This is a genomic window from Prochlorococcus sp. MIT 1341 (genome assembly GCF_034092415.1).
In the GTDB taxonomy this organism is placed as follows: Bacteria; Cyanobacteriota; Cyanobacteriia; order PCC-6307; family Cyanobiaceae; genus AG-363-P08.
The window spans coordinates 101,137-124,257 of the sequence record NZ_CP139304.1 but is presented as its reverse complement, the minus strand read 5'-3'; the positions used below and the strand labels follow the sequence as shown (position 1 = coordinate 124,257).

Here is a 23,121-nt window from a genome sequence, read left to right as displayed (position 1 = left end):
AAGGTTATGTTCTAAGGAGAATCAACCAACTGACATTGAAGCAACTTCAGATGCAAAATCTGTCTTTTCAATATCAATTCCTTCTCCAAGAGTAAATCTTGTGAAGCGACGAATTTTGACATTCTCTCCAATCTGGCCTGCCACCTGTTTAACAAGTTCAGCAACAGTTAAGGAGCTATCTCTAATAAAAGGTTGTTCCATTAAAGCCAGTTCCTTAAGTCTTTTACCAATTCGCCCTTCTACTATCCTTTTTTTCATTTCTTCTGGCTTTCCAGAAAGGTCGTCACGTCCCATCTCAATTGATTTCTCATTCTCAATAACTTGATCAGGTATCTCATCAGTGTTTACATACTCAACATTAGGACAGGCCGCTATCTGCATAGCGACATCTCTAAGGAGCCCTTGAAAGAGTTCGCCACGTGCAACGAAATCAGTTTCACAATTTAACTCGAGAAGTACTCCCACTCTTGCACCGGTATGGATATAACTCCCAATAGCACCCTCAGCCGCGACTCGCCCTGATTTCTTCTCAGCACTTGCGATACCCTTTTTGCGCAACCACTCCGTCGCCTTGGTCAAATCCCCATCATTTTCTAAAAGGGCTTTTTTACAGTCCATCATTCCTGCAGCAGTTTTATCCCGCAGGTCTTTGACTAACTTGGCTGTTACTTCCGCCATTTTTTAAGCAAGTTTAATAAAGGAATGGAAAATTCTGATCAGCAGTTTCTTATGAGCTGACAGAAAAGGGGTTATCGCTGATAAAAAATCAGTGGGGAGTGTCACCTCCTCTCTGATCATTTGAACCATGTCGTCCCTCATTAATAGCATCAGCAAGTCTTCCAAGAACTAATTGCACTGATCGGACAGCATCGTCATTGCAAGGTATAGGAACTTCGCAAAGGTCTGGATCGCAGTTGGTGTCCAACATAGAAACCAAAGAAATATCTAGCTTTCGCGCCTCAAGAACAGCATTTGTTTCACGTCTTTGATCAACTAACACCACTACATCTGGCAATCTCCTCATCCCCTTTAACCCGCCGAGATACTTTTGAAGCCTTTCTAACTCGCGACGTAAAACTGCTGCCTCTTTTTTTGGACGCATTGCAATTGCACCACTGGAATCCATCCTCTCAAGATCCTTTAAACGATCGATGCGAGCTTTCATCGTTGTCCAATTAGTAAGCATGCCTCCTAGCCATCTCTGATTAACGTAAGCCGCTCCACATCTACTTGCCTCAATAGCAACAACTTCAGAGGCTTGCTTCTTAGTACCAACAAAGAGGAAGCGTTTTCCACTTTTTGCAGCGGTACGAGTCCACTTATATGCATGATTCATGCATACAGCAGTCTTTACAAGGTCAATAATGTGTACGCCATTTCTCGCACAGTAGATATAGCGAGACATTTTGGGATTCCATCTTCGAGTCTGATGCCCAAAATGTGCACCAGCTTCCATCATCTCTGAAAGAGTTACTACAGCCATGTTGTTTAAAGTTTCGGGTTCGCCTCCACCTGCCAGGGATGCTACTGAAAGCTAAGACAGCTTAAATAGAGCATCACCCGAAACAGACAAGTGTGCGGAATTTATGTACACCCCAATTTATCAAACAAAGGGTTAAAAATGGAATCCGGCCAATGAAGCCTCCCTGAAAAGTGCTCTTACTCCTATGCGATTCAAAGGGACTCTGAGCAATTCCATGGCTATTCCAGCTTTACCTCTACGGATCAACCATGCCAACAAAGGTCGAAGAGTCCTCTCATTGATTAATCCTCCAAGAGTAAGAAGTTCCCAAAGGATCAAATGAAAAACTGTAAATTGAATAATGAACCTAACCCTTCTTGAGGGATGTTTCCTATAAAAAACTAAACCCATCTTTGCACGCTCAATTTCTACTCTAATCAAACGAGGAATACTATTAATAGTAAGTGAAGGATGCCAGTGATAACCTTTAGCCTCAGGACACCTGACAAGCTTTACTCGCATTTTTCGAAGCCTTTCACCCAACTCCAAATCTTCCCATCCGTAAAGGCAAAAAGTAATATCAAATAATCCGGATTGCTCTAAGATTTCTCTATCTATAGCAACATTTCCAGTTGCAAAATAGGCCCAAGAAACATCGCTTATCTTATGAGGCTCGGAAGTTGGGTTATCAAAGTTAGAAGTATTGATTACTGATCCATACGTAAAACACAGCTTGTTTCCCTGTCTTTTCCAAGCTTGCTTAAGGGCGCTCAAATGAGAATCAAGAAAACCATCAGTAACAACTAGATCACTGTCGATAAAAATTATTACATCACCGCGAGATTTTGCTACTCCATGATTCCTCCCTTTTGCCGGACCTCCATGCTCTTGACTAAAAAGTTTCAAATGTGGAAATCTATCTTCTTCTCTCTGAAGCCATTGAAGAGTCCCATCAGTAGATCCATCATCAACCAAAATTATTTCGAAATCATCCGAATGAGATCTCAAAACCTGACTTTCTAATGCCAAAAGACATTTTTGAAGAATCGGCAGACGGTTATATGTAGGTATTACAACGCTGACAAACATCCTAGAAAAATTTAAAAGTTTTCAATAAAGGCAATAGATCCCACAGATCACTTTACCTACTTTCAAATAAAGCCACATGAAAGATCAATCCGCTGCGCCTCCATTATTGGCTGTGCCTGTTACGCCATTACCGGCTCCTTCACCACGACCATCATTACGAAGCTTACGCTTTTTAAACTTACGGGCATAAGCGCGGTTGCGCTCTTGCTTTTCCTTCTTAAGGTTCCTTCGCTTAGACATGTTTAGAAGAATACGAATTAAAGATCTTCACCTAACCTTACCCAAATGATGGAATTAAATGGCCATCCTCCATTTTTAACAAACGATCAGCAACGTCAAGAATCCTTGGATCATGAGTCACGATCAAGACAGAAGAGGATTGATCCCTAGCAAGACGCTTAAGCAACTCGACCACCTCCCTGCCTGAAACACTATCTAAAGCAGCTGTTGGCTCATCAGCAAGAAGAAGTTTTGGCCTAGCTGCCAGAGCTCTTGCAATAGCAACTCTTTGTTTCTGCCCCCCAGATAGATCCTGAGGCAACTTTTTGGATTGGTCACCAAGACCAACAGAACGAAGCCATTCTCTTGCAAGTTCTCGTCGATCAAGGTAAGTCAGATCACGTAACAAATCCGCACCCATTTGTACGTTTTGTTCAGCTGTAAGACAACGCAATAAATTATGCCCTTGAAAAATCATCCCAATATTTCGTCTTAAATGTTGACGGACCTTTCGAGAAGAGCCTCTAAGTTGATTACCTAGAACAGAAAGATTACCCTCCTGTACAGTTCTTAATGCACCGATAAGAGTGAGCAAAGTTGTCTTTCCACATCCCGATGGGCCAGTTAACAAAACAACTTCTCCAGGTTTAATCTCTAATGAAATAGAGTCAAGAACCTTTCTACGCATCTCTCCTTCGCCAAACCAATGGCTTAATCCTTGAATACATACAGTTTGCAAAAACTCAGTGGGCATCTATTAGAAAAAATCCTTTAACGAAAACAACCTAGCAGCTTGAGAAAAATAGCATTTACATCCTGAACCTAACTAAACAATCGCGCCATCACTTAGACGAAGAATTTTATCACACATCTCAATACTAGATTTTCGATGAGCGATAACTATTATTGTTAGATCTTTACTTAATCCACGAATGGTATTAATAATTGAAGATTCAATTTCATCATCTAATGCGCTTGTAGCCTCGTCAAAAAAAAGCACATCAGCTCCTTTATACAAGGCCCTAGCTATTCCCAATCTTTGACGTTGTCCACCACTTAGCATTGAACCCCGCTCCCCAACCAATGTTCCATACCCATAAGGAAGTCTGGATACAAACTGATCTAACATTGCCTGTTTTGATGCACTCCTTACGGATTCAATATTAATTAAATCCCTTGGCTGTCCAAAGGCAATATTCTCAGCAATTGTTGTATCAGCCAAATAGATGTTTTGAGGAACATGTGCAATGGAACTTTTCCAGGCCTCTAAAAGCTCTAAATTGGTGTCGCTATTAATATCCAACCCATTAACAAAAACATATCCCTTTGTTGGCCTTAGTAACCCCATTAACAAAGTCATTAAAGTACTCTTACCACTTCCTGTCTGACCGACGATTGCCACTCTTTCTCCTTTCTTTATCTCAAAATCAACGCCTTTAAGAACCTCCTCCCGGTCTTTTGAATAAGAAAAAGACAAATTTACAATTTCAATGCTTTTTTCAATTGTAAATTGATTACATTTGCCTCTATCAATATTAATCCCGAGCGGCTGATTTACTAAGGATATAACATCATTAATAGCAACCTGTGAGCTATTAAGATTAGCCCAAGCAATATAACATTGTTGCATGGCAGGCAGAAGCCTCTGAGCACAAAAAGCAACCGTGCCTAAAATAGGCAGCAATTGAACAGATGATCCTTTTTGCTGATAAGTAAAAAACGTAATTATTACTAATGCAAATAAACCTAGTGCTTCTAAAATTAATTTCGGCGAATATGCAAAGAAATTGGCTTGAGCAAAAGCAGCTCTCATAGATTCATCAGCTTGCCTATATATTTTCAGATAAAAGTTCTGTGTGCCATCTATCAGTATATCTCTTATAGCTCCTAGACCTTCGCGTAAAACTTTTACATGTTTTTCACCAGATATTGAAGCAACTTTACTGTTTCGATTAAGCCTTCGTTTTAATAATGATGCAATAAATGCATAGGCCAAAGAAAAGAGTAAAAAAGCAGCAATTACAAAACTAGAGTCTACTAATGTTAGTGCTATCAACAAGGCAATGATAGTTAGAAAGGAAGTAATGAATTGCATCAATGCTCTAATAGTGACCAGACAATCATCAATATTTCTAGTAATTACATTGACTAGAAATGAGCTATTGCGTGAGAGGTGTACATTGTATGGCTGATATAAAGTTCTACGAAAGGCTTCGCAACTAAAATCACACCCAATTGCTGCAACTAATTTCTCAATACTCCAGAGATTTAATATCTTTATCATTGCAGTAAAAATAGCTAAGAAGCCAAAAATCACTGACATCAGAAGCAAGGATTTACTGGAGTCCCAAGCACCAAGATGACTTTGCAATAACCTTACAAAGAATGCTTCCTTAAATGCTTCCGGCTCAGAAATAGAAAGCAAAAAAGGAGTAACTACAATAAGAGTAGAAAACTCTAACAAAGCACAAGTAATCATTACCAACAACACACCAGAAACATGAACTTTCCTCTGTTTACTTAAACTAGAAAAAATTATTAATAGAATCTTTTGAGTACTTAAATCCTGCTTATTATTTAATTCGGAATTGGACATCTATTCGTAAAATCTGGAAGAGTGATTCACATTCTATAATCCTATGAGGAATTTATCCTTAGGTTCAAAAAGGTAAGTCCTTCAGGAAAACGAATGGCTTAGAAGCGACTATTATAAATGTTTCATTTAAAAAATCTCTGCAGGGTCAGCATCAACCAATCTACGCATTGCCAATAAAGCGGATCCCATGCACATAAACAGAATCAAAGTGAAGACAAAAATAGTTCTCTCCAAATCCATAGCAACTGGAAGATTAGTTGAATTCCTCACAAGTGCATACAAGCCCTCTCCAGCCGCATAAGCAGGGACGAAACCCATGATTGCCAACAAGACACCCTCACGAGCTACCACGCCAAAAAGTGTTTTCAATTTGTAGCCCATCGCCATCAAAGTGGCATATTCAGCGAGATGGTCACTTACATCGCTATAAAGGATTTGATAAACAATCACAGAACCAACTACAAATCCCATCGCAGCTCCAAGGCTAAAAATGAACCCAATTGAAGTACTACTTCTCCAATAATTCTTCTCAAAGTCAATAAAACCTTTTCTGGTAAGAATTTTCACATCGGAAGGCAAGCTTTTCTTAATAGAAGCAGCCACTTTTTTGGGGTTTGCATCTTGACTGAGCCTTATCAATCCAATCTCTATGCTCCCTGGAGGAGTGCTAGGGAGCAATTCCAAAAATGTTTCTCTGCTTGTTAGAAGGTTACCATCAGCTCCAAAAGAGGGACCAAGACTAACTAAACCTTCAACTCTTACTCTCTTACCAGCTAATTCCGTCTCAATCACACGTCCTTGAAGAAACCAATCTTTAATAGGACCAAATTCACTCCGAGACCGTTCATCAAATAAAACCCGCCTATAACTTTTAAGTGCTTGAGATTTCTCCCTAAGTGTTGGATCTTTAAATAAGGAGTTACTTGGCTCAAAGCCCAAGACGAGAATTGACCTAGTAGAAAGTGTCTTAGGATTTCGCCAAAGTAAAAAGTTCCAATTAACCGGAGTAATTCCCTGAACATCCTTATGCGCCATTGCTTGGACAAGACGTCGCTGAGGGAATCCGCTCATACTTATTGAACTCATTGAGCGAGGACTCATCATTACCAAATCAGCATCAAATAAACGATGAACTGTCACGCTTGCATCAAAAAGCCCTTCCCGAAAACCAAGTTGCATGAACATTAGAATCCCAGCAAAACATATTCCTGCGAGTGCAACCAACAATCTGAAAGGCTGGCGAGTAAGCAATAACCACGCCAAAGGAATTCTTCTCTTTCTGAAAACAGAAGTTCTCACAATTCTTGAAAACGAGCAATAACTTTCATTCCTGTCAGTTGAGTAACCAAAGATGCAGATTTGGGATCTAAGGAAATCCTCACCTCAACGACCCTTGCATCAGCATCACCAGTTGGATCAGTAGAAAGAACCCTCCGCTGACGAACCTGTGGACTTATCCTTTGAACATTTCCAAACAAAGTTCCTCGAAACCCCCCATTCTCACTAATTAATTCAACTCTCTGTCCAATCTGAACCCTATTAACATCTGACTCGTAAACCTCTATTAAAGCTTCCATAATTTTATTAGCGCCAACCTCAAGAACTCCTTCATTGCCAGATCTTTCTCCCTCCTGGGTATGAATCCTGAGGACCACACCATCTATTGGAGTCTTCAATTCACTATCTTGAAGGTCAACTTCTAAACCACGAGATTCAGCTAAATATTCTTTTAAAAGTCCTTTTAAAGTTTGCAATTGATTATATTTCTCCTCTAATAAAACTAATGAAGTAGCCCCTTGAGAAGCTGCTTTTTCATATCTCGAGACCTCTTTCTCTTTCAAATCTATCTCAACCTCAACCCTATCAATACGAGCCTTTATACCATCTAAATCAGCAAGTATTCTGGGGCGACTATCAAATACAGCTAGCACCTGACCTTTCTTAACCTCATCTCCTTCACGAACATTCAACCGAAGAACTCTTGGAGTTCCCCCAAACCCACTTACTGGCGAAGCAAGGCGACGCACATCTCCAGCAGGCTCCAATTGACCAAGGGCAGCAACTGACCTTAAAGGCTGAACCACTTCCTCTTCAAAAGAAGTAGTTGATTGAGGCTCACTAATTGGAAGGCTCATACAACCTCCTAGTAAAGCAATGGCTCCTATACTCCTAATACCAAAGGAAATGAGCCTTGCTCTCATTAAGGCGCTAAAGGCATATCGAACAAAACCTCCTCGATATAACGCTCTGCCCATTGGGTACCAAAGGCTTTCTTGAGTATTCGCCTTGTCTTGTCGTTGCGTTTCTGTTGATTGCAATAGTTCAGCTGACCCTTATATCTGTTCATGGTAGAGGTTGTATCTAATCGATCAGCACTTGACCGATAAAGTTCAGCTAGAAGACAACTCAAATAGTCATCAACCAATTCCAAAAAACAAGACTCTTCAAATCTATTAGCCGGTCTAATAAATTTGACATAAGGGGAAAAAATAGAGCCCCAGGAGGGTAAATCTCTAACTTGCTTAAAGCTTGGAATCGAGAGTTTTTCCAATTGAAGGGTTAATTCATTTGGAAGGATCCCTGTAACAGGGGAAAGATCAACAATTGCAGCCGAAACACCTGCTGACCCAACTACAACATCTGTGCCAAAAATGGGCAAATCAAAATTAGGGTCAGGGAAAAACACGCAATGGAGAATCTGCAACCCCGAGCCAAGGATCGCAATTTCAAGATGTAATTTGCGCATCCCTTTGCAAAGGTGAATTTCATTCCAGAGAAAAATCTCTTCTCCATCTAAGGTTCCGGTAATGGCAGCTAGATCTGAATCAAGTGTTATCTGACGCAATTCAGGCAGTTCGCATCTACGCTGTTGAATGCGTTCAGCAAGAGACTCCACCAATGGATGAAGACCATCTCCATTAATCGAGAGTTGAAGCACCACGATTTCGAAAAGGATCAGAATGGGGTTTGCCGTGCATCACAGGCAAAATTGACCGAAGACAGTACAAGGCTGATTCATTGGTCTCTGAAAAACGGAGCCAAGATAGTCATGGCCTCGATTCCAGATACTCCTCTAACTTGTTTGGACCTCTGGTGTCGAGCAGGGAGTGCTTTTGAGAATCCTGGAGAGGAAGGACTTGCACACTTCCTTGAACACATGGTCTTCAAAGGAAGCTCTAGCCTAGAGGCAGGGGAGTTTGATCTACAAATTGAGGCCCTTGGTGGTAGCAGCAATGCAGCAACTGGGTTTGATGATGTTCATTTCTATGTCCTTGTACCATCAAAGTCAGCATTACAGGCTCTGGAGCTCTTACTAAACCTTGTCCTAACTCCTAAAATAGATCAAGAGGCCTTTTGCTTAGAACGAGAAGTAGTCCTTGAAGAAATAGCGCAGTACAAAGATCAGCCAGATGAACAGGCTTTTCAAAAACTTTTAGAAAGTTGTTGGCCACAACATCCTTACGGCCGATCAATCCTAGGCAAAGAAGCAAGCCTTCAGCGACTTAACCCCGCGCAAATGCGCGCATTTCACCGACAACACTACACAGGAGAAAATTGTTGCCTAGCTATTAGCGGATCAATCCCTAAAGGGATTGATCATGTTTTAAAGAAAAGTCTGCTTGCAAAGTTGCCTAAAAAAGCAACTGAAAGAAACAACGCGATTCAATCACCCTCTTTAGGGTTTTGCAAGGGACGTAAAGAGATCATTATCCCAAGATTGGAAACAGCTCGATTAATGATTGCTTGGCAACTTTCCCCTGCAAAAGATCAAAAAATGATTATGGGTGCTGACATCGCAACCTCACTATTAGCCGAGGGTAGGCGAAGTCGGTTGGTTAAACATCTAAGAGAAAACTTACAACTTGTTGAATGTGTAGATATGGACCTAACAGTTTTAGAACAGGGAAGTCTAGTAATGCTTGAAGCATTATGTAAAGAAGATCAACTTGAAAACGTAGAGCAAGAAATCTCTAAGGTACTTAAGGAAACAATTAGCTCACCTATTAGAGAAAAAGAAATCCAACGTTCTTACTGTCTTGTGAGGAATGGAATGTATTTCAATCTCGAAGCAGCTTGTCATGTTGCCAATCAAGCAGGTAGTCAAAGTCTATGGGATCGAGATCATTCACTTTTAGATCCCCTAAAACATATTCCCTATTGGAACTCAAAAACATTACAAGAAAATATCCTAGGAATACTTCAACCAAGCCAGGGATTCACACTTATAGCAAGGCCTTCAGGTAATCAGATATGAATCGTTTTGGTTTAATTTTTATTCCTTCAAAATCGCCAGGAGTAACATCTGCAAAGCTGTGGGTAAAAGGTGGTAGTCGGGCCGACCCAATAAATCAGAAAGGGGCACACCAACTTCTAGGAGCAGTACTAAGTAGGGGGTGTGGACCTTACAACGAAATTTCTCTAGCTGATTTAGTCGAGGGGTGTGGAGCAGGATTGAGGTGCGACGTCAGCGAAGATGGATTACTTATAAGTCTGAAATGTGCTGAAAGAGATGCATTAGAACTTATACCAATAATCGGATGGATGATTAGTGATCCGCACCTAGAAGGCAACCAAGTTCTTTTAGAAAAAGAACTAAGCCTGCAGGCATTACAAAGACAAAAAGAGAATTCTTTTCACCTTGCATTTGATGGTTGGCGTAACCTGGCATATGGAAAAGGTCCATATGGACATGACCCCTTAGGAATAAAAGATGATTTACTACAAATAGGAAGAAAAGAACTAATACCATTAGCAAATCAACTAAGACAAAGACCATCAACACTTGTAATAGCAGGAACAATTAACAAAGAACTTGAAGAAAAAATACATCAAACGGCCCCATTCAATTCATTACTTCTTGAACAAAATGATAACTCAAAAGAAATAAATAAAACCTGTTCAAACTTCACTAATGAAGAATCTATTAGCAACCTAAAAATACTCCCCGAAGCCACTAGTCAAATCGTAATAATGCTGGGACAAGCAACAATTGCTCATGGTCACAAAGATGATCTAGGACTACGTCTAATAAATTGTCACCTAAGTTCAGGAATGTCTAGCCTTCTTTTCAGAAGGCTAAGAGAAGAGCACGGAGTCGCATATGACGTGGGAGTTCATCACCCAACAAGAGAAAAAAATGCTCCATTTGTAATGCATGCTTCAACAAGCGAAGAAAAAGCTCTTCTCACACTGAAACTTCTGCTTGATTCTTGGCGGGGCCTAGTTGAGAGTCCACTCTCAGAAAATGATCTTTCCCTAGCAAAAGCAAAATATGAAGGGCAGATTGCTCATAGCATCCAGACCTCAAGTCAACGTGCAGAAAGACAAGCGATATTAACTGCCTTTGATTTACCTATTGACTATGACCTTAAATGTAATCAAGCAATCAAAAAACTTAACGGAAAAAACCTTCAAGATATAGCAAGTAGACATCTAAAAAAACCACTATTAAGCCTTTGTGGACCAAAAGGTAGCCTTGAAAGGCTTGCTAATTACTGGCTAGACAATATTGATTAGGGTTTGTTGAGCACCCTGACAAATAACAATTAGGAAACCAACTTCAATCGATCTTCAGAGATCAGAAAACATCCCCTACGGAAAAGGACCTCGACGACACCAAGAGCTCGCAATCCTTTCACTCTTCCAACCTCTTCTGGAGAGACAAGATCAGGTGGCCTGAGCATAGGCATGGAATCAGCGGTTTTTAAATAAGGCAAGGGGGCTTTTAAAGAAACCTGGTCACCAACTTTGAAACTCATAAGAACTAGGAAATATGAAGGGACTAATGCAGGATGGGAAGAGATGTAGTTATCTATTGAGAGCCCTAGTTACATGGATCGGTGCCATAGCCGGTTTAACAATGATTCTTGCAGGGGGGTTAATGCCTGTTGGCCTTTTCATCCCTAGTACAGCACAATCTCCAGTGGTATTAAATCTCCCAAGCACTTGGCAGGTTCCAGCAGTGCTTCTTTGTTCCCTTGTAACAGGGCCTAGATCAGGAGTAATAGCTGCAGTTGCATACATAACGATTGGGCTCGTACACCTTCCTGTGTTCAATGGGGGAGGCAACATCAACTATATAAACAATCCTGGATTTGGTTACCTAGTGGGGTTCATCCCAGCAGCATGGTTTGCTGGTCGACTGGCCCAACAGAAAGGAATGGATACAATTTTTTCTTTACCCCTATCAGCCCTTGCTGGATTATTTTGCATACAACTTGTTGGGATACTCAATCTTATCTCTGGTTATCTACTAGGTCGTTGGCCATACAGCCTTGCAGAATTAATTTTTAGCTATACGCTCGGACCACTACCCACACAAATTGCTCTGTGCACCAGTGTTGGAATCCTTGCACTAATTCTGAGGCGACTGCTATTCATCGAATGAGACGAAGTCTTTTAAAGACCAACTTAATATTTACAATAACTTTCTTGGTGGTGACCTTAGACCAAGCGAGCAAAGCATTCGCACGTAGAGAACTTTTAGGAGGAGTTACAACAAAATTAATTCCTGGCCTTATTCAACTTCGTCTTGTTAAAAATACTGGAGCTGCTTTTAGTTTATTTAAGAATTCGACTTCATTACTAGCGATACTTAGTTTGATAGTTAGCACTTTACTAATTTTCTGGTTAATTCGCATCAAATCACTTCACTTTTGGGAGGGTATAGCAGGAGCTTTTCTACTTGGTGGAACAATTGGCAATGGAATTGACCGTTGGCTTTATAAAGAAGTGACGGATTTTCTAGAGATAATCCCAATTAATTTCCCAATTTTCAATGTGGCTGATATTGCAATTAATATAGCAGTTATTTGTTTTGCTATAAATACTCTAAGGATGCGGCAAAAAAAGCAACAAATATAAAGGCATGTTAATTCAAAGGGCACAATTCATTTACCTAACCTTCTAAGTAAAACTTATGTCTAGGAAACGCCTAGTTCTACTAATCTGTATCGCACTATTAGCTCTTCTCATTATCGGGGGAGTTATTGGTTCACTACTGAGGGTTTTCTATGAGCTGAAATATTCCCTAGAACTTTTCCTCCCATATTGGTTAGTTGGTCCTGTATTATTTTTAGGGACAGTACTAATAGTTATCCTTATAATCCAAGTAGGTCACCCTTGGCTAAAGGAACTTCAAAATAAAAAACCATGGCTAAAAAGAAAAAGGAAAGATGTTATAGATTTACCTAAGAGTAGGCGTCATGCGGCCCAACAAAGTCTTCAAAGTATTGACCGGCTAATTGAATACCTACAAGACAATATCTCAAGAAAAGGTTTAGTCGAAGAACGAAGAAGGGTCGGACAAGAACTTGCCCGTGGTGACCTTGTAGTGGTAATTTTCGGTACAGGATCTAGTGGTAAAACATCATTAATAAGAGCATTACTAAATGAAATTGTTGGCAAAGTCGGAGCGGCGATGGGTTCAACAACTACAAGTAAATCTTATAGGCTTCGTTTAAAAGGGTTCGACCGAGGACTTAAATTAATTGATACTCCTGGCGTATTAGAAGCAGGGAAGGATGGCCTAGATCGAGAAAAACAAGCCAGAAAAATTGCCAGCCAGTCCGATTTAATGGTTGTGGTCGTGGATGGAGACTTACGGGCTTCAGAATTGAGAATCATTCAAAGTCTTAGCAACCTTGGAAAGAGGCTTCTGTTAGCACTCAACAAATGTGATTTACGTGGGGAAGAAGAAGAAAGAAAACTACTTTCAGTTCTTAGATCTAGATGCAGAGGATTAATAAAGCCTGAAGACATAATTCCTGTCAGCGCAGCTCCACAATCCGTCCCAAGACCAGGATTAAAACCATTACAACCACCAGCCGAGGTGAATTCCTTAGTCCAAAGACTCGCGAGTGTTCTTCATTCAGAAGGAGAAGAACTTCTCGCGGATAATATCCTCCTTCAGTGCAGGCATTTAGGAGATGCAGGTAGACGTTTACTAGATAGACAAAGAAAAATCGAGGCAATTAATTGTATAGAACGTTACAGCTGGATAACCGGTGGTGTAGTTATGGCTACTCCATTACCAGGAGTAGATCTTCTTGGAACAGCCGCTGTTAACGCACAAATGGTTATGGAGATAGCGAAAGTCTATGGAATCGAGATAACCCGGGCACGCGCACAAGAACTTGCTATTTCTGTTGGAAGAACCCTTGCAGGATTAGGTGTTATAAAAGGTGGAATAACTATTATTGAAGCCACGCTAAGTTTAAGTATACCTACGTTAATTCTTAGCAGATCAGTACAAGGTGTTGCAGCAGCATGGCTTACACGTGTAGCAGGAGAAAGCTTCATAACCTACTTCCAACAGGATCAAGACTGGGGTGATGGAGGTATTCAGGAAGTTGTACAGAAACACTACAACTTAAACAGCCGTAAAACATCTATGGAGAAGTTTTTAGAACTTGCCCTCAAAAGAGTCGTGGAACCAATGCACCAAGATAGAAAGCGGCGTCGGCTACCACCACGCCCAAAGCCTCGGGGGGAGGTGGAAGCATGGGACCTCGAGAATCCAGAAGAGTGATCATCAACAGATAGACAACTCCTATCAATACCGAGAAAGTTCCCGTTATTAATGCAACCCATCGGCTCCTAAATGAAGTTTTAGTCATCAGCTTTTCTTCTGCAAAGAATCATTCAAAATTTTCGCTAGGTTCTCAAGATGAATACTTTTTGTATTTGGATTACCTAGCACTGCCTTGAGATAATACTTTCCCTTATAAGAGTGCCTTGAAAGCATAAATTTTTGATTCAACAAAGCCTCTCTTGTAGTAGCCGACCAAAGTAAAGATTTCTTTTGATCAATATTTTTTGGAGTAAAAGTTATTAAGTGCAAAGGCCCGCCAAGAATATTGAAACTAGAAGCATCTAATTTTGCATTTAGAAAACAACGACGATTTATTGCACTAACAAGCAAATCATTTATCCCTTCCTCTCCTAACTGACGGAGACCTAACCAAAGCTTGAGGACTTCAGCAGGTTTAGACCCCTGAAGCCCTAATTCACCTCCATGTGATTCACTCCAGGCAGGCTCCATATAAGGCAGTCCAGTAGAAAAGGTGTTTGAGAGATGAGATAAATCTGCTACAAGCAACAATGAAGATGTTTTTGGTATCCCAAGAACTTTCTGAGGATTCAAGGTTATTGAATCAGCCTTCGCGATTCCATTTACCAGTTGTGAAGTTTGTTCGGATAAAGCAAAAACGCCACCAATAGCGGCATCTACATGTAACCAAATACCTTGTTTAGAGCAAATTTCTCTTAATTCCACTAAAGGGTCTACCGCTCCACGAGCAGTAGTGCCTGCAGTTCCAACTACGGCAAAACATTTGCGTCCATTCTCCTTAAGAAGGTCCAAACGATCTCTAAGAAGGTCAAGCAACATCATTCCTTGATCGTCTGTAGGTATCAGCTCCAAAGCGTCATCCATTAACCCCATTACACGAATAGCTTTCAAAAGAGACACATGGGAGTCTTCACTTGCAACTACTACTGCCATTGAGTCATCCCTCAATCCAGCAATATTACGAGCAGCCACAAGAGCCATTAGGTTGCTCAAACTACCCCCACTGGCCGCTACGCCCCCTGAACCAGAAGGTAATCCCAAGGTATCTGCGAACCATCTACAGATTTCTCTTTCCAATCGAGAAAGACTTGGCGATAATTCTTCAGCTAAAAGATTGTTATTAAGTCCCGAGCAAATCAAATCTGCTGCAATCGATGCTGTTAAAGGTGGAGGGTCTAAGTGTGCCAGAGCACCAGGATGAAGAGGCTGATACGCCCCCTCCATTACAACCTGAAGCTCATCAAGCAAAGCGGCAAAGGGAAGGCCTCTCTTATCAGGCCTAACTGAAGGGAGGGAAATATCCGCTGGCAATGGACCTCTTTCGGTTGCCTCACCAAACCATTGGCACAGTCGAGCACTAGCATCCTGCAAAAAAGACTGCAGAGTTGGGTCCACAACATCTGGCGAAGCAAATAACGCCAACGAAGTGACCGGCTTGATTTGTGTAGTGCCAGCCAAGAACTAACCTTGTTCAGATCTCATTCTGGCTCCTCATGGCAATCTGCGATATCAACAAGCGATAATTTTGAGCTCTTGTCAAAGCCCTCTGAACTATCTAAAGAAGCAATCGATTCATGGATGAAGCGCCTGCTTAATAGAGCCAAAATTCTTGGCATGGCTGGAGAGGTTCCTGTTTGTGCCGTAATACTTGACAATAATGGGAAATGCATTGGCCATGGCTGCAACACCAGAGAGAGGTCTCGCGATCCTCTAGGGCATGCAGAATTAATGGCTCTTAGACAGGCTGCACTTCTTAAAAGCGACTGGCGCTTCAACGACTGCACATTAATTGTGACGCTAGAACCATGCACGATGTGTGCAGGTGCATTAATACAAGCCCGAATGGGAAAAGTAATTTTTGCTGCTCAAGATTTAAAAAGAGGTGGCCTTGGGGGAACAATTAATTTAGCGAGTCACAAAAGCGCTCACCATCGCATGATTGTCGAGAGTGGAGTTATGGAAGAAGAAGCCCGAAATCACCTTCAGAAATGGTTTAAGCAGAGGAGGAAAGCGTCTCGCGAAAACTTGGAAGTTCAGAATCAAACAAGTTGAGCAAATACTCAACATTTTCTGGTGTGGCGTTGTAACCCATCAACCCAATTCTCCAAACCTTTCCAGCAAGAGAACCCAATCCACCACCAATTTCAACTCCATATTTTTTAAGCAAGTGACTACTAAAGGCTTTGCCATTTACACCATCAGGAATAACTACAGTTGTAAGAGTCGGCAATCTCAAGTCCTCAGGGACATGAAGAACAAGCCCTAGACGTTCCAAGCCATTCCAAAGCTTATAAGCATTTTTTCTATGCCTTTCCCAGGCATTTTCAATCCCCTCCTCAGCTAAAAGTCTTAATGCTTCCCTCATCCCAAAATTCATATTGACAGGGGCAGTGTGGTGGTAAACCCTGTCACTACCCCAATATTGATTTAACAGCGAAACATCCAGATACCAATTTGGGACCTTCCCAGCTCTATTAGAGAGCTTCGCTTCTGCACGAGGTCCCATAGTGAAAGGTCCAAGACCAGGAGGACAACTCAAACCCTTCTGACTACAGCTATAAGCTAAGTCAATTTTCCATTTGTCTAGGAAAAGGGGAACTCCACCAAGAGAAGTAACTGTATCGAGGAGCAAAAGACAATCATATTTTCTACATAGATCTCCTATCCCATCCATAGGCTGACAAACTCCTGTTGAGGTCTCTGCATGGACCATTGCAAGAATTACTGGGCGATGAGTCGCCAGAGCCTCCTCAACCTCCGCTAAAGAGAAAGCCTCTCCCCATTCTTTTTCAAAAGTTACAACTTCAGCTCTATACCTGCTTGCCATGTCTGCCATTCGGTTCCCGAAGTAACCGTTTATGGCAACTAATACTTTTTCGCCTGCCTCTATGCAATTCGCGAATGTTGCCTCCATAGCAGAACTACCAGTTCCACTCATTGGAAGGGTAAGGCGATTGTCTGTCTGCCAGACATACCTGAGCAAATCCTGCACCTCCCCCATTAAATCAATGTAATAAGGGTCAAGATGTCCAATTGGAGGTTGAGCTATTGCCCGTAGGACATCCGGGTGAGAATTAGAAGGACCTGGTCCAAGCAATAGACGCTCAGGGACAGAAATTGGCTTGAAGTCCTTTTTGTGACTTCGGTCAATTTTTGGGAAGTATTGCGTCTTCGACAAGACTCTTGATTAGTGGAGTGATTTCCTAAAGCCTACGCTGACGGATTTCCTCACGCGAATTTTTTTGAGGGATTGCAATGGCAACTTCTAAAAACAAAAACCATTCAAAAGCTCAAATCTCTTGCCCTGAAAGGGGTTTAGGTAATTGAGGACCAAAAACAAGCCTTTGGTGTTTTAAAAAAGTACTTGTTGATACAAAACAAAAGGGTCAGGTCTCTCTAGTTTCTATGTAATACCTAATTAATTCAGAAGTACTTTTGATATGAACAAATCCTCCCAAGACGTTCTCCGCCAAATAAAAGACCAAGGCATAGAACTAATTGACCTGAAATTCACTGATCTTCATGGGAAATGGCAGCACCTAACAGTCACAGCTGACATGGTTGAAGAGGAAAGTTTTAAAACTGGTCTCGCTTTTGATGGCTCTTCCATTCGTGGCTGGAAGGCTATCAATGAATCAGACATGGCAATGGTCCCTGATGCCAGCACCGCCTGGATAGACCCGTTTTACAAACACAAGACTCTCAGTCTGATTTGCTCCATACAAGAGCCTCGTAGTGGAGAACCATATTCAAGATGTCCTAGAGCCCTGGCTCAAAAAGCCCTCACATATCTTGGAAGTACAGGACTAGCAGATACTGCCTTTTTTGGAGCAGAGCCAGAGTTTTTCATATTCGATGATGTTCGTTACAACTCAAGTGAAGGGGGCTGCTTTTATAGCGTTGACACAATTGAAGCCCCCTGGAACACAGGAAGGATTGAAGAAGGTGGAAATCTCGCCTACAAAATCCAAATCAAGGAAGGGTATTTCCCCGTAGCGCCAAATGATACTGCCCAGGACATCAGGTCTGAGATGCTACTTCTAATGGGCGAATTGGGTATCCCTATAGAAAAACACCATCATGAAGTCGCTGGAGCTGGTCAACACGAACTTGGAATGAAGTTTGCAGAGTTGATCAATGCAGCTGACAATGTAATGACTTACAAATACGTAGTCAGAAACGTTGCACGTAAATATGGGAAAACTGCAACATTTATGCCAAAGCCTGTCTTTAATGATAATGGAACTGGCATGCATGTTCACCAAAGCCTTTGGAAAGGAGGCCAACCTCTCTTCTTTGGAGAAGGAACATACGCGAATTTGTCACAAACTGCGCGTTGGTATATAGGTGGAATTCTTAAGCATGCACCCTCCTTCCTAGCTTTTACCAATCCAACAACTAATAGCTACAAGCGACTTGTACCAGGTTTTGAAGCGCCCGTAAATCTCGTCTATTCACAAGGGAACAGGTCTGCAGCAGTTCGAATCCCTTTAACTGGACCAAGCCCTAAAGCTAAGCGATTTGAATTCCGCCCTGGAGATGCAATGGCCAATCCATATCTCGCTTTCAGTGCCATGATGATGGCTGGAATAGATGGGATTAAGAACCAGATTGACCCTGGTGATGGCGTAGATGTTGATTTATTTGAACTCCCTGCAGAAAAGCTGGCAAACATCGCAACAGTTCCATCTTCACTAAATGGAGCATTAACCGCCCTAAAGTCTGACAACAAATATCTCACAGAAGGTGGTGTATTTACCGAGGACTTCATAGAAAATTGGATAGACATTAAGTATGAAGAGGTCCAGCAACTTCGTCAGCGTCCACATCCACATGAATTTGTTATGTACTATGACGCATAGTCATCCAAATTATTAGTGATCTAATTTTTAAATCGAAAGGCTTGCCTAGTCTTACCTTATAAAGGCCAGGCATATCTTTTCTTATAATTCAATAGAAATAAAAAAGTCGAATAATTGCCTTAGTCTATTTTTTATGAGAAATTTTGCACCATTCTATCTACTGATCCTCTACCTCTTCTTCTCTCAAACCTTAGCCCTCCCTCGAAGAGATATCATAAACATAACAGCACAGGAAAAGCTAATTAAAACAAATACTAAAATCGAACTACTTGAACAAGCAATTCGAGAAAGAAACCATAAGGAAGTATGCATTCAATCATCGGCATTAGTAAATTTAATTAATAAGCATTTTTCAGAACTAAAAAAATTAGAGCCTCAGCATAATTGGAAAGAGATTAAAGAAGCGATCCATCAGATCTCTTTGAGAAGCTGTAAAAGATGAGCTTCTCACCTCTTGATTGATCACTCAGACCAATTGACAAGTTACATAATCTCTACTCCAAACAATTATTTGATAGTTTTGTTAGCGTATTTTGAATCTCTCTTACAGTTTTTTTGCTCAAGCAAAGCCCCTATAGCAGAAAAGTTAATCAAACCAATTTCATGGCAGAACCAGAACTAACCAAACTTGCTTATAAGACTCTCCAGTTCAGCAAGAGTCTTGCTGGATTAGCTCACAAAAGCCTTAGTACAAAAATAATGGAGATACTTGCACCAAGTGCCGTCCCAAACCTTCAGCCAATCTCAAGAGAACTACTTTTCGAGCTACGCAAATCCATTAATCACCTCGAGGATTCTGACTGGCAAGACGCCGAAGATGGTATTTACCCAAAAGCACAGCTTTTCGAGGCCCCATGGCTTGATTGGGCAGGAAATTACCCATTAGTCTGGCTTGACCTGCCTTCTACATGGGAAAGGCGGAAAGGAAATAAAATTCATGATCTCCCCAATGAGATAGACAAAGCTAAATTCCCCGATTACTACCTTCAAAATTTCCATCACCAAACAGATGGATATTTAAGCAACCACTCCGCTAATTTATATGACTTACAGGTTGAAATCTTATTTAATGGCACTGCAGATGCAATGCGAAGAAGAATATTAGCTCCTTTAAAGAAAGGTCTTAAGAGCTTTAATTCAAGGAAAAGATCAAGCATAAAACTACTCGATGTAGCCACAGGAACAGGGCGAACACTACAACAAATTGCAAGGGCAGAGCCTGGAATAGAGCTTATTGGGGTTGACTTATCACTGGCATATTTACGTAAAGCGAATAGGTCATTAAATACTCATAATAACCGTTTAGTACAGTTGATAAGGGGGAATGCTGAACAGCTTCCCTTTGAAACAGCAAGTATACAAGGAGTGACATGTGTATATTTACTTCATGAATTACCCTTAAATATTAGAGAAAAAGTCCTAAAAGAATGCTGGAGGGTACTTGAGCCAGGTGGTGTATTTGTTATTGCAGACTCAGTGCAATTAGATGACTCTCCCAAATTCAAACTGGTGCTTGATAATTTCTACAAAGTATTTCATGAGCCATTTTATCGTGATTATATTAACGATGACATTGACTCTAAGCTCTTGAAAAGTGGTTTTGAAAATATAGAAGCAGAATCATTCTTCATGACAAGAGTATGGTCTTGCAACAAGCCGTTCAACCAAGAAAGTTAAACTTTTCAGCTAAAATGACTAAACAAAAGTGGTCTACCAAAACAAAAGATCTTGCCAAAGAGCTTCATAGTGAGTTAACTCTTAACCATAAGAATTGGCACCAACTAAAATCTGATTCAGATTGTCGAGCTGCAGAACTCCTTTCTGGGGCACTTCTTCAATTACTTCAGCAAGGAAAGCGTTCTGACGTGGAAGCATTATCTATACAAGCCATTAAATGGCTCAAGGGAGAACTGAAGGATCCTGGCTGTCCTCATCGATAAAGGTTTTCTTTCTTCTGGAAGAAAGCTGGAGACGATTACCCCTGTTACTCCAACGAACATCATCGAAGCATTTGTGAATTAAAAAAAGTCCCCGCCCTCGATCAGAATCCAACTCAGAGGGTAAGCATCCGTATCTTTTTGAATGGGGCAAACCCTTCCCCTCGTCTTGTATCTGCCACACAAACCAGTTAGGGGTCAAAATTCTGCGAACTCGTAAAAACTTCCTTGGGTCTTGAGAATTCCCATGTTTGACCGCATTTACCATTGCCTCATGAAGGCCTAGTTCAAGACGCAAAAGAGTTTCTTCACATTTAACTGGCTCAAGCAATTTTTTCAAATAAGGAGATAACTGCAGAGTTGAGGGGAAACGAAAAACTGACCAACGAAATGTACGGCTGCGAAAGCAACCCAAACCCCTCATCAATGGACAAACAGCCTTATATGAGCCGGAAGCCATTAAAAACAGCAATTGGTATATTTTTGACCATAACTGTCAAAAACAATTCAGGTAGATGCTGAAACCCGATCCCATCCCTAGCATCTCTCTGATAATGAAGGATGGTTCAAGATTGCATCTATAAGCCTTACACCCCGGAGCTGATTCACTAAAGGCATATGGCCTTCAGGTGCATCCAAACTCCATGTAAATGAAGTTGGGTATCTTGTCCAGACCGCATCTTTTTTCCAACCTATGCGAGGCCAAAGGCGATCATAGCGACCATTTAACGCCTTCAAAATACGAGCTTGAACTGAAAATCCAAACCTACCTTGTGAATAAGCAATCCATAAGCGATCAATAGTCACAAGATCGAGCCCAGCCATAACAGCAACTTCAGTGAAATAAACGTAACCTCTATTTTCCGCATTGATACCTGCCAACTTCCTCAAGGTGGAACTAGTCAGTCGATCTGCATCTTCAAAACGCTCTTCAAGTAATGCTTCTTGCAAAGGTGCATAATCAATCCCAATTGAAGAAGGCGCATTAAACCAACCAGAAGATTTTCGACTCAAAATCTTCTTTAGCGCTTCGGGTTCATGACGATGCAAAATTTGCAAAATCCAGCCAGCTGCCCAATCATCACTTTCAGGATTAAAAGCTATGAGTCCTTCTTCTCCTAATCCAGCAATTTCGGCAGACCTCTTCTCAACTTCCTTGATCAAGGTTCTTTTCTGACGCACCGAGGAAGACTTGAACTTCTCTAATAGCTCATTAATACTGGGACTGTTAGCTGAAGAAGATGCAGAGACCATAGAAAGCAACCTACCTAACCATTGTTTCTACCTTTACCTACTATGTCAGGCATCGGAATTCATTCTGTTTATCCATTAAAGCAATTCCGCGTTACGAACGGACCTCTAGTAGATGTTCGAAGTCCTTCAGAATTCTCTCAAGGACATTACCCTGGATCAATAAACCTTCCTCTATTTAGCGATGAAGAGCGAAAGGAAGTTGGAAAAACATATAAAAAAGCAGGAAGAGAAAAAGCGATACTTCTTGGACTTAAGTACACAGGTCCGAAAATGGAAAGACTTGCAAGCTCTCTACTAAAAATCGCACGTACCGAAGGTATAACCACAAAAGGAAATCATCCAAACCAAATCCGTATTTATTGCTGGAGAGGTGGTATGAGATCTTCCAGCATGGCCTGGTTAGCCGAACTTATTGATCTAAATCCAATTCTTCTTAATGGAGGATATAAAAGCTATAGGAACTGGGCCCTTGAACAATTCGGAAAAAGCTTTTCGCTAAAGCTTATTGGTGGAAGGACTGGCACAGGAAAAACAGACCTGCTAATTGCCCTAGAAAAGCAAGGTGAAGCAGTTATAGATCTTGAAGGAGTAGCCAATCATCGTGGCAGTAGCTTTGGAGGATTTGGGCTACCTAAACAACCCACAAGTGAACAATTTGAGAACCTATTAGCTGAAGAACTACAAAAGTGTATAGACAAACAAGCTACAAAAATATGGCTAGAAGATGAGAGTGCGAATTTGGGTCTCTGCCGCATCCCTCATCTCCTTTTTCAACAAATGAAAAAAGCGCCTATTCTTGAAATAACTCGTACAGAAAAAGAACGTATAGAAAAACTTGTCGAGGTTTATAGCCATTTTGGCAAGCATTCATTGGAAGAAGCAACATTAAGAATTGCTCGAAGGCTAGGGCCTCAACGAACAAGTAGAGCGATCGCCTCAATTCATGAAGAGGATTGGGCAGAGGCTTGCAAAGAGATAATCAATTACTACGACAGGTGTTATGACCACCAACTAGACAACGCGCCATCAAGAATATCCATAAACGTGTCTGGACTGAATCCAACAAAAGCCGCAAAAAAACTTCTTCTTGAAACAATTTAACCAGCAATCAAACCCTCATTCCAAAAGAT

General features: G+C 41.2%; 24 protein-coding genes. 10 read left to right on the top strand and 14 right to left on the bottom strand.

Annotation, left to right across the window (positions count from 1 at the left end; translation table 11 throughout):
- Positions 1 to 21 precede the first annotated feature (21 nt).
- The 9 genes from tsf to SOI84_RS00570 form a co-directional block, all read right to left on the bottom strand.
- Positions 22 to 678: a translation elongation factor Ts gene (gene tsf / locus SOI84_RS00610; RefSeq protein WP_320674477.1), complete on the bottom strand. Its 657-nt coding sequence runs from the start codon at positions 676 to 678 to the stop codon at positions 22 to 24.
- Between the two features lie 88 nt (positions 679 to 766).
- Entirely contained in the window at positions 767 to 1,483 is a 717-nt protein-coding gene (gene rpsB, locus SOI84_RS00605; RefSeq protein WP_320674476.1) for a 30S ribosomal protein S2, read from the bottom strand.
- 132 nt (positions 1,484 to 1,615) lie between these two features.
- Positions 1,616 to 2,551: a glycosyltransferase family 2 protein gene (locus tag SOI84_RS00600; RefSeq protein ID WP_320674475.1), complete on the bottom strand. Its 936-nt coding sequence runs from the start codon at positions 2,549 to 2,551 to the stop codon at positions 1,616 to 1,618.
- A gap of 84 nt (positions 2,552 to 2,635) precedes the next feature.
- Complete coding sequence (locus SOI84_RS00595) at positions 2,636 to 2,791, bottom strand: hypothetical protein (protein WP_011293689.1); 156 nt, start codon at positions 2,789 to 2,791, stop codon at positions 2,636 to 2,638.
- Between the two features lie 37 nt (positions 2,792 to 2,828).
- Positions 2,829 to 3,524: a DevA family ABC transporter ATP-binding protein gene (locus tag SOI84_RS00590; protein WP_320674473.1), complete on the bottom strand. Its 696-nt coding sequence runs from the start codon at positions 3,522 to 3,524 to the stop codon at positions 2,829 to 2,831.
- A 72-nt stretch (positions 3,525 to 3,596) separates the two neighbouring features.
- On the bottom strand, positions 3,597 to 5,366 hold the full coding sequence (locus SOI84_RS00585) for an ABC transporter ATP-binding protein (RefSeq protein ID WP_320674472.1): 1,770 nt from the start codon (positions 5,364 to 5,366) through the stop codon (positions 3,597 to 3,599).
- Between the two features lie 126 nt (positions 5,367 to 5,492).
- Complete coding sequence (gene devC, locus SOI84_RS00580; RefSeq protein WP_414153598.1) at positions 5,493 to 6,665, bottom strand: ABC transporter permease DevC; 1,173 nt, start codon at positions 6,663 to 6,665, stop codon at positions 5,493 to 5,495.
- Complete coding sequence (locus SOI84_RS00575) at positions 6,662 to 7,501, bottom strand: efflux RND transporter periplasmic adaptor subunit (protein ID WP_320675478.1); 840 nt, start codon at positions 7,499 to 7,501, stop codon at positions 6,662 to 6,664. The genes devC and SOI84_RS00575 overlap by 4 nt, the downstream gene beginning before the upstream one ends.
- A 65-nt stretch (positions 7,502 to 7,566) precedes the next feature.
- Positions 7,567 to 8,310: a phycocyanobilin:ferredoxin oxidoreductase gene (locus SOI84_RS00570; RefSeq protein WP_320675477.1), complete on the bottom strand. Its 744-nt coding sequence runs from the start codon at positions 8,308 to 8,310 to the stop codon at positions 7,567 to 7,569.
- On the opposite strand from SOI84_RS00570, the gene SOI84_RS00565 reads away from it, so the two are divergent.
- Together SOI84_RS00565 and SOI84_RS00560 are read left to right on the top strand one after the other, a co-directional pair.
- Entirely contained in the window at positions 8,269 to 9,621 is a 1,353-nt protein-coding gene (locus SOI84_RS00565; protein WP_320674471.1) for a pitrilysin family protein, read from the top strand. The two genes, SOI84_RS00570 and SOI84_RS00565, sit on opposite strands and share 42 nt — an antisense overlap.
- The gene (locus SOI84_RS00560; RefSeq protein WP_320674470.1) at positions 9,618 to 10,883 is read left to right on the top strand and encodes a pitrilysin family protein; all 1,266 of its coding nucleotides are present in this window, start codon (positions 9,618 to 9,620) and stop codon (positions 10,881 to 10,883) included. Before SOI84_RS00565 ends, SOI84_RS00560 begins: the two co-directional genes overlap by 4 nt.
- A 29-nt stretch (positions 10,884 to 10,912) precedes the next feature.
- On the opposite strand, the gene SOI84_RS00555 is transcribed toward SOI84_RS00560, so the two are convergent.
- On the bottom strand, positions 10,913 to 11,125 hold the full coding sequence (locus SOI84_RS00555; RefSeq protein ID WP_320674469.1) for an NAD(P)H dehydrogenase assembly family protein: 213 nt from the start codon (positions 11,123 to 11,125) through the stop codon (positions 10,913 to 10,915).
- Positions 11,126 to 11,181: 56 nt separating this feature from the next.
- Between SOI84_RS00555 and SOI84_RS00550 the strand changes: the two genes are divergently transcribed.
- From SOI84_RS00550 to SOI84_RS00540, 3 genes are read left to right on the top strand one after another with little or no spacing between them, the layout of a single operon-like run.
- A complete protein-coding gene (locus SOI84_RS00550; RefSeq protein WP_320675476.1) occupies positions 11,182 to 11,754 on the top strand; it encodes a biotin transporter BioY in 573 nt (190 codons plus the stop codon).
- Positions 11,751 to 12,230: a signal peptidase II gene (lspA, locus tag SOI84_RS00545; protein ID WP_320674468.1), complete on the top strand. Its 480-nt coding sequence runs from the start codon at positions 11,751 to 11,753 to the stop codon at positions 12,228 to 12,230. Before SOI84_RS00550 ends, lspA begins: the two co-directional genes overlap by 4 nt.
- A gap of 55 nt (positions 12,231 to 12,285) precedes the next feature.
- On the top strand, positions 12,286 to 13,896 hold the full coding sequence (locus SOI84_RS00540; protein ID WP_320674467.1) for a YcjF family protein: 1,611 nt from the start codon (positions 12,286 to 12,288) through the stop codon (positions 13,894 to 13,896).
- A gap of 87 nt (positions 13,897 to 13,983) precedes the next feature.
- Here the strand turns inward: SOI84_RS00540 and SOI84_RS00535 are convergent, their stop codons facing one another.
- Positions 13,984 to 15,396 carry a pyridoxal phosphate-dependent decarboxylase family protein gene (locus SOI84_RS00535; protein ID WP_320674466.1) on the bottom strand — a complete coding sequence of 471 codons (1,413 nt, stop codon included), beginning with the start codon at positions 15,394 to 15,396 and terminating at the stop codon, positions 13,984 to 13,986.
- A gap of 120 nt (positions 15,397 to 15,516) precedes the next feature.
- Here SOI84_RS00535 and SOI84_RS00530 point away from each other — a divergent pair, with 120 nt between their 5' ends.
- Positions 15,517 to 15,990: a nucleoside deaminase gene (locus SOI84_RS00530; RefSeq protein WP_320675475.1), complete on the top strand. Its 474-nt coding sequence runs from the start codon at positions 15,517 to 15,519 to the stop codon at positions 15,988 to 15,990.
- Here SOI84_RS00530 and SOI84_RS00525 read toward each other — a convergent pair.
- Complete coding sequence (locus tag SOI84_RS00525; protein ID WP_320674465.1) at positions 15,932 to 17,116, bottom strand: alanine--glyoxylate aminotransferase family protein; 1,185 nt, start codon at positions 17,114 to 17,116, stop codon at positions 15,932 to 15,934. The two genes, SOI84_RS00530 and SOI84_RS00525, sit on opposite strands and share 59 nt — an antisense overlap.
- A 262-nt stretch (positions 17,117 to 17,378) precedes the next feature.
- Between SOI84_RS00525 and glnA the strand changes: the two genes are divergently transcribed.
- The 3 genes from glnA to SOI84_RS00510 all read left to right on the top strand — a co-directional run bounded on the left by glnA (position 17,379) and on the right by SOI84_RS00510 (position 20,740).
- Positions 17,379 to 18,800 carry a type I glutamate--ammonia ligase gene (gene glnA / locus SOI84_RS00520; protein WP_320674464.1) on the top strand — a complete coding sequence of 474 codons (1,422 nt, stop codon included), beginning with the start codon at positions 17,379 to 17,381 and terminating at the stop codon, positions 18,798 to 18,800.
- A gap of 603 nt (positions 18,801 to 19,403) precedes the next feature.
- Positions 19,404 to 20,477, top strand: coding sequence for a class I SAM-dependent methyltransferase (locus SOI84_RS00515; RefSeq protein ID WP_320674463.1), 1,074 nt, complete (start codon positions 19,404 to 19,406; stop codon positions 20,475 to 20,477).
- A gap of 14 nt (positions 20,478 to 20,491) precedes the next feature.
- On the top strand, positions 20,492 to 20,740 hold the full coding sequence (locus tag SOI84_RS00510; protein WP_320674462.1) for a DUF6439 family protein: 249 nt from the start codon (positions 20,492 to 20,494) through the stop codon (positions 20,738 to 20,740).
- Here the strand turns inward: SOI84_RS00510 and SOI84_RS00505 are convergent.
- The gene (locus SOI84_RS00505; protein WP_320675474.1) at positions 20,700 to 21,161 is read right to left on the bottom strand and encodes an ATP-binding protein; all 462 of its coding nucleotides are present in this window, start codon (positions 21,159 to 21,161) and stop codon (positions 20,700 to 20,702) included. The two genes, SOI84_RS00510 and SOI84_RS00505, sit on opposite strands and share 41 nt — an antisense overlap.
- A gap of 113 nt (positions 21,162 to 21,274) precedes the next feature.
- Positions 21,275 to 21,991: a GUN4 domain-containing protein gene (locus SOI84_RS00500; protein ID WP_320674461.1), complete on the bottom strand. Its 717-nt coding sequence runs from the start codon at positions 21,989 to 21,991 to the stop codon at positions 21,275 to 21,277.
- A gap of 42 nt (positions 21,992 to 22,033) precedes the next feature.
- On the opposite strand from SOI84_RS00500, the gene mnmH reads away from it, so the two are divergent.
- Positions 22,034 to 23,092 (top strand): tRNA 2-selenouridine(34) synthase MnmH, encoded by a 1,059-nt coding sequence (gene mnmH, locus SOI84_RS00495; RefSeq protein WP_320674460.1) that lies wholly within the window; start codon positions 22,034 to 22,036, stop codon positions 23,090 to 23,092.
- The last annotated feature ends 29 nt before the right edge of the window (positions 23,093 to 23,121 follow it).

What these genes read in the sequence shown, in the direction of transcription:
- tsf (WP_320674477.1), bottom strand. Translation starts at nt 678, where the DNA reads ATGGCGGAAGTAACAGCCAAGTTAGTCAAAGACCTGCGGGATAAAACT.
- rpsB (WP_320674476.1), bottom strand. Translation starts at nt 1,483, where the DNA reads ATGGCTGTAGTAACTCTTTCAGAGATGATGGAAGCTGGTGCACATTTT.
- SOI84_RS00600 (WP_320674475.1), bottom strand. Translation starts at nt 2,551, where the DNA reads ATGTTTGTCAGCGTTGTAATACCTACATATAACCGTCTGCCGATTCTT.
- SOI84_RS00595 (WP_011293689.1), bottom strand. Translation starts at nt 2,791, where the DNA reads ATGTCTAAGCGAAGGAACCTTAAGAAGGAAAAGCAAGAGCGCAACCGC.
- SOI84_RS00590 (WP_320674473.1), bottom strand. Translation starts at nt 3,524, where the DNA reads ATGCCCACTGAGTTTTTGCAAACTGTATGTATTCAAGGATTAAGCCAT.
- SOI84_RS00585 (WP_320674472.1), bottom strand. Translation starts at nt 5,366, where the DNA reads ATGTCCAATTCCGAATTAAATAATAAGCAGGATTTAAGTACTCAAAAG.
- SOI84_RS00575 (WP_320675478.1), bottom strand. Translation starts at nt 7,501, where the DNA reads ATGAGCCTTCCAATTAGTGAGCCTCAATCAACTACTTCTTTTGAAGAG.
- SOI84_RS00565 (WP_320674471.1), top strand. Translation starts at nt 8,269, where the DNA reads ATGAAGACCATCTCCATTAATCGAGAGTTGAAGCACCACGATTTCGAA.
- SOI84_RS00560 (WP_320674470.1), top strand. Translation starts at nt 9,618, where the DNA reads ATGAATCGTTTTGGTTTAATTTTTATTCCTTCAAAATCGCCAGGAGTA.
- SOI84_RS00555 (WP_320674469.1), bottom strand. Translation starts at nt 11,125, where the DNA reads ATGAGTTTCAAAGTTGGTGACCAGGTTTCTTTAAAAGCCCCCTTGCCT.
- lspA (WP_320674468.1), top strand. Translation starts at nt 11,751, where the DNA reads ATGAGACGAAGTCTTTTAAAGACCAACTTAATATTTACAATAACTTTC.
- SOI84_RS00540 (WP_320674467.1), top strand. Translation starts at nt 12,286, where the DNA reads ATGTCTAGGAAACGCCTAGTTCTACTAATCTGTATCGCACTATTAGCT.
- SOI84_RS00530 (WP_320675475.1), top strand. Translation starts at nt 15,517, where the DNA reads ATGAAGCGCCTGCTTAATAGAGCCAAAATTCTTGGCATGGCTGGAGAG.
- glnA (WP_320674464.1), top strand. Translation starts at nt 17,379, where the DNA reads ATGAACAAATCCTCCCAAGACGTTCTCCGCCAAATAAAAGACCAAGGC.
- SOI84_RS00515 (WP_320674463.1), top strand. Translation starts at nt 19,404, where the DNA reads ATGGCAGAACCAGAACTAACCAAACTTGCTTATAAGACTCTCCAGTTC.
- SOI84_RS00510 (WP_320674462.1), top strand. Translation starts at nt 20,492, where the DNA reads ATGACTAAACAAAAGTGGTCTACCAAAACAAAAGATCTTGCCAAAGAG.
- SOI84_RS00505 (WP_320675474.1), bottom strand. Translation starts at nt 21,161, where the DNA reads ATGAGGGGTTTGGGTTGCTTTCGCAGCCGTACATTTCGTTGGTCAGTT.
- SOI84_RS00500 (WP_320674461.1), bottom strand. Translation starts at nt 21,991, where the DNA reads ATGGTCTCTGCATCTTCTTCAGCTAACAGTCCCAGTATTAATGAGCTA.
- mnmH (WP_320674460.1), top strand. Translation starts at nt 22,034, where the DNA reads ATGTCAGGCATCGGAATTCATTCTGTTTATCCATTAAAGCAATTCCGC.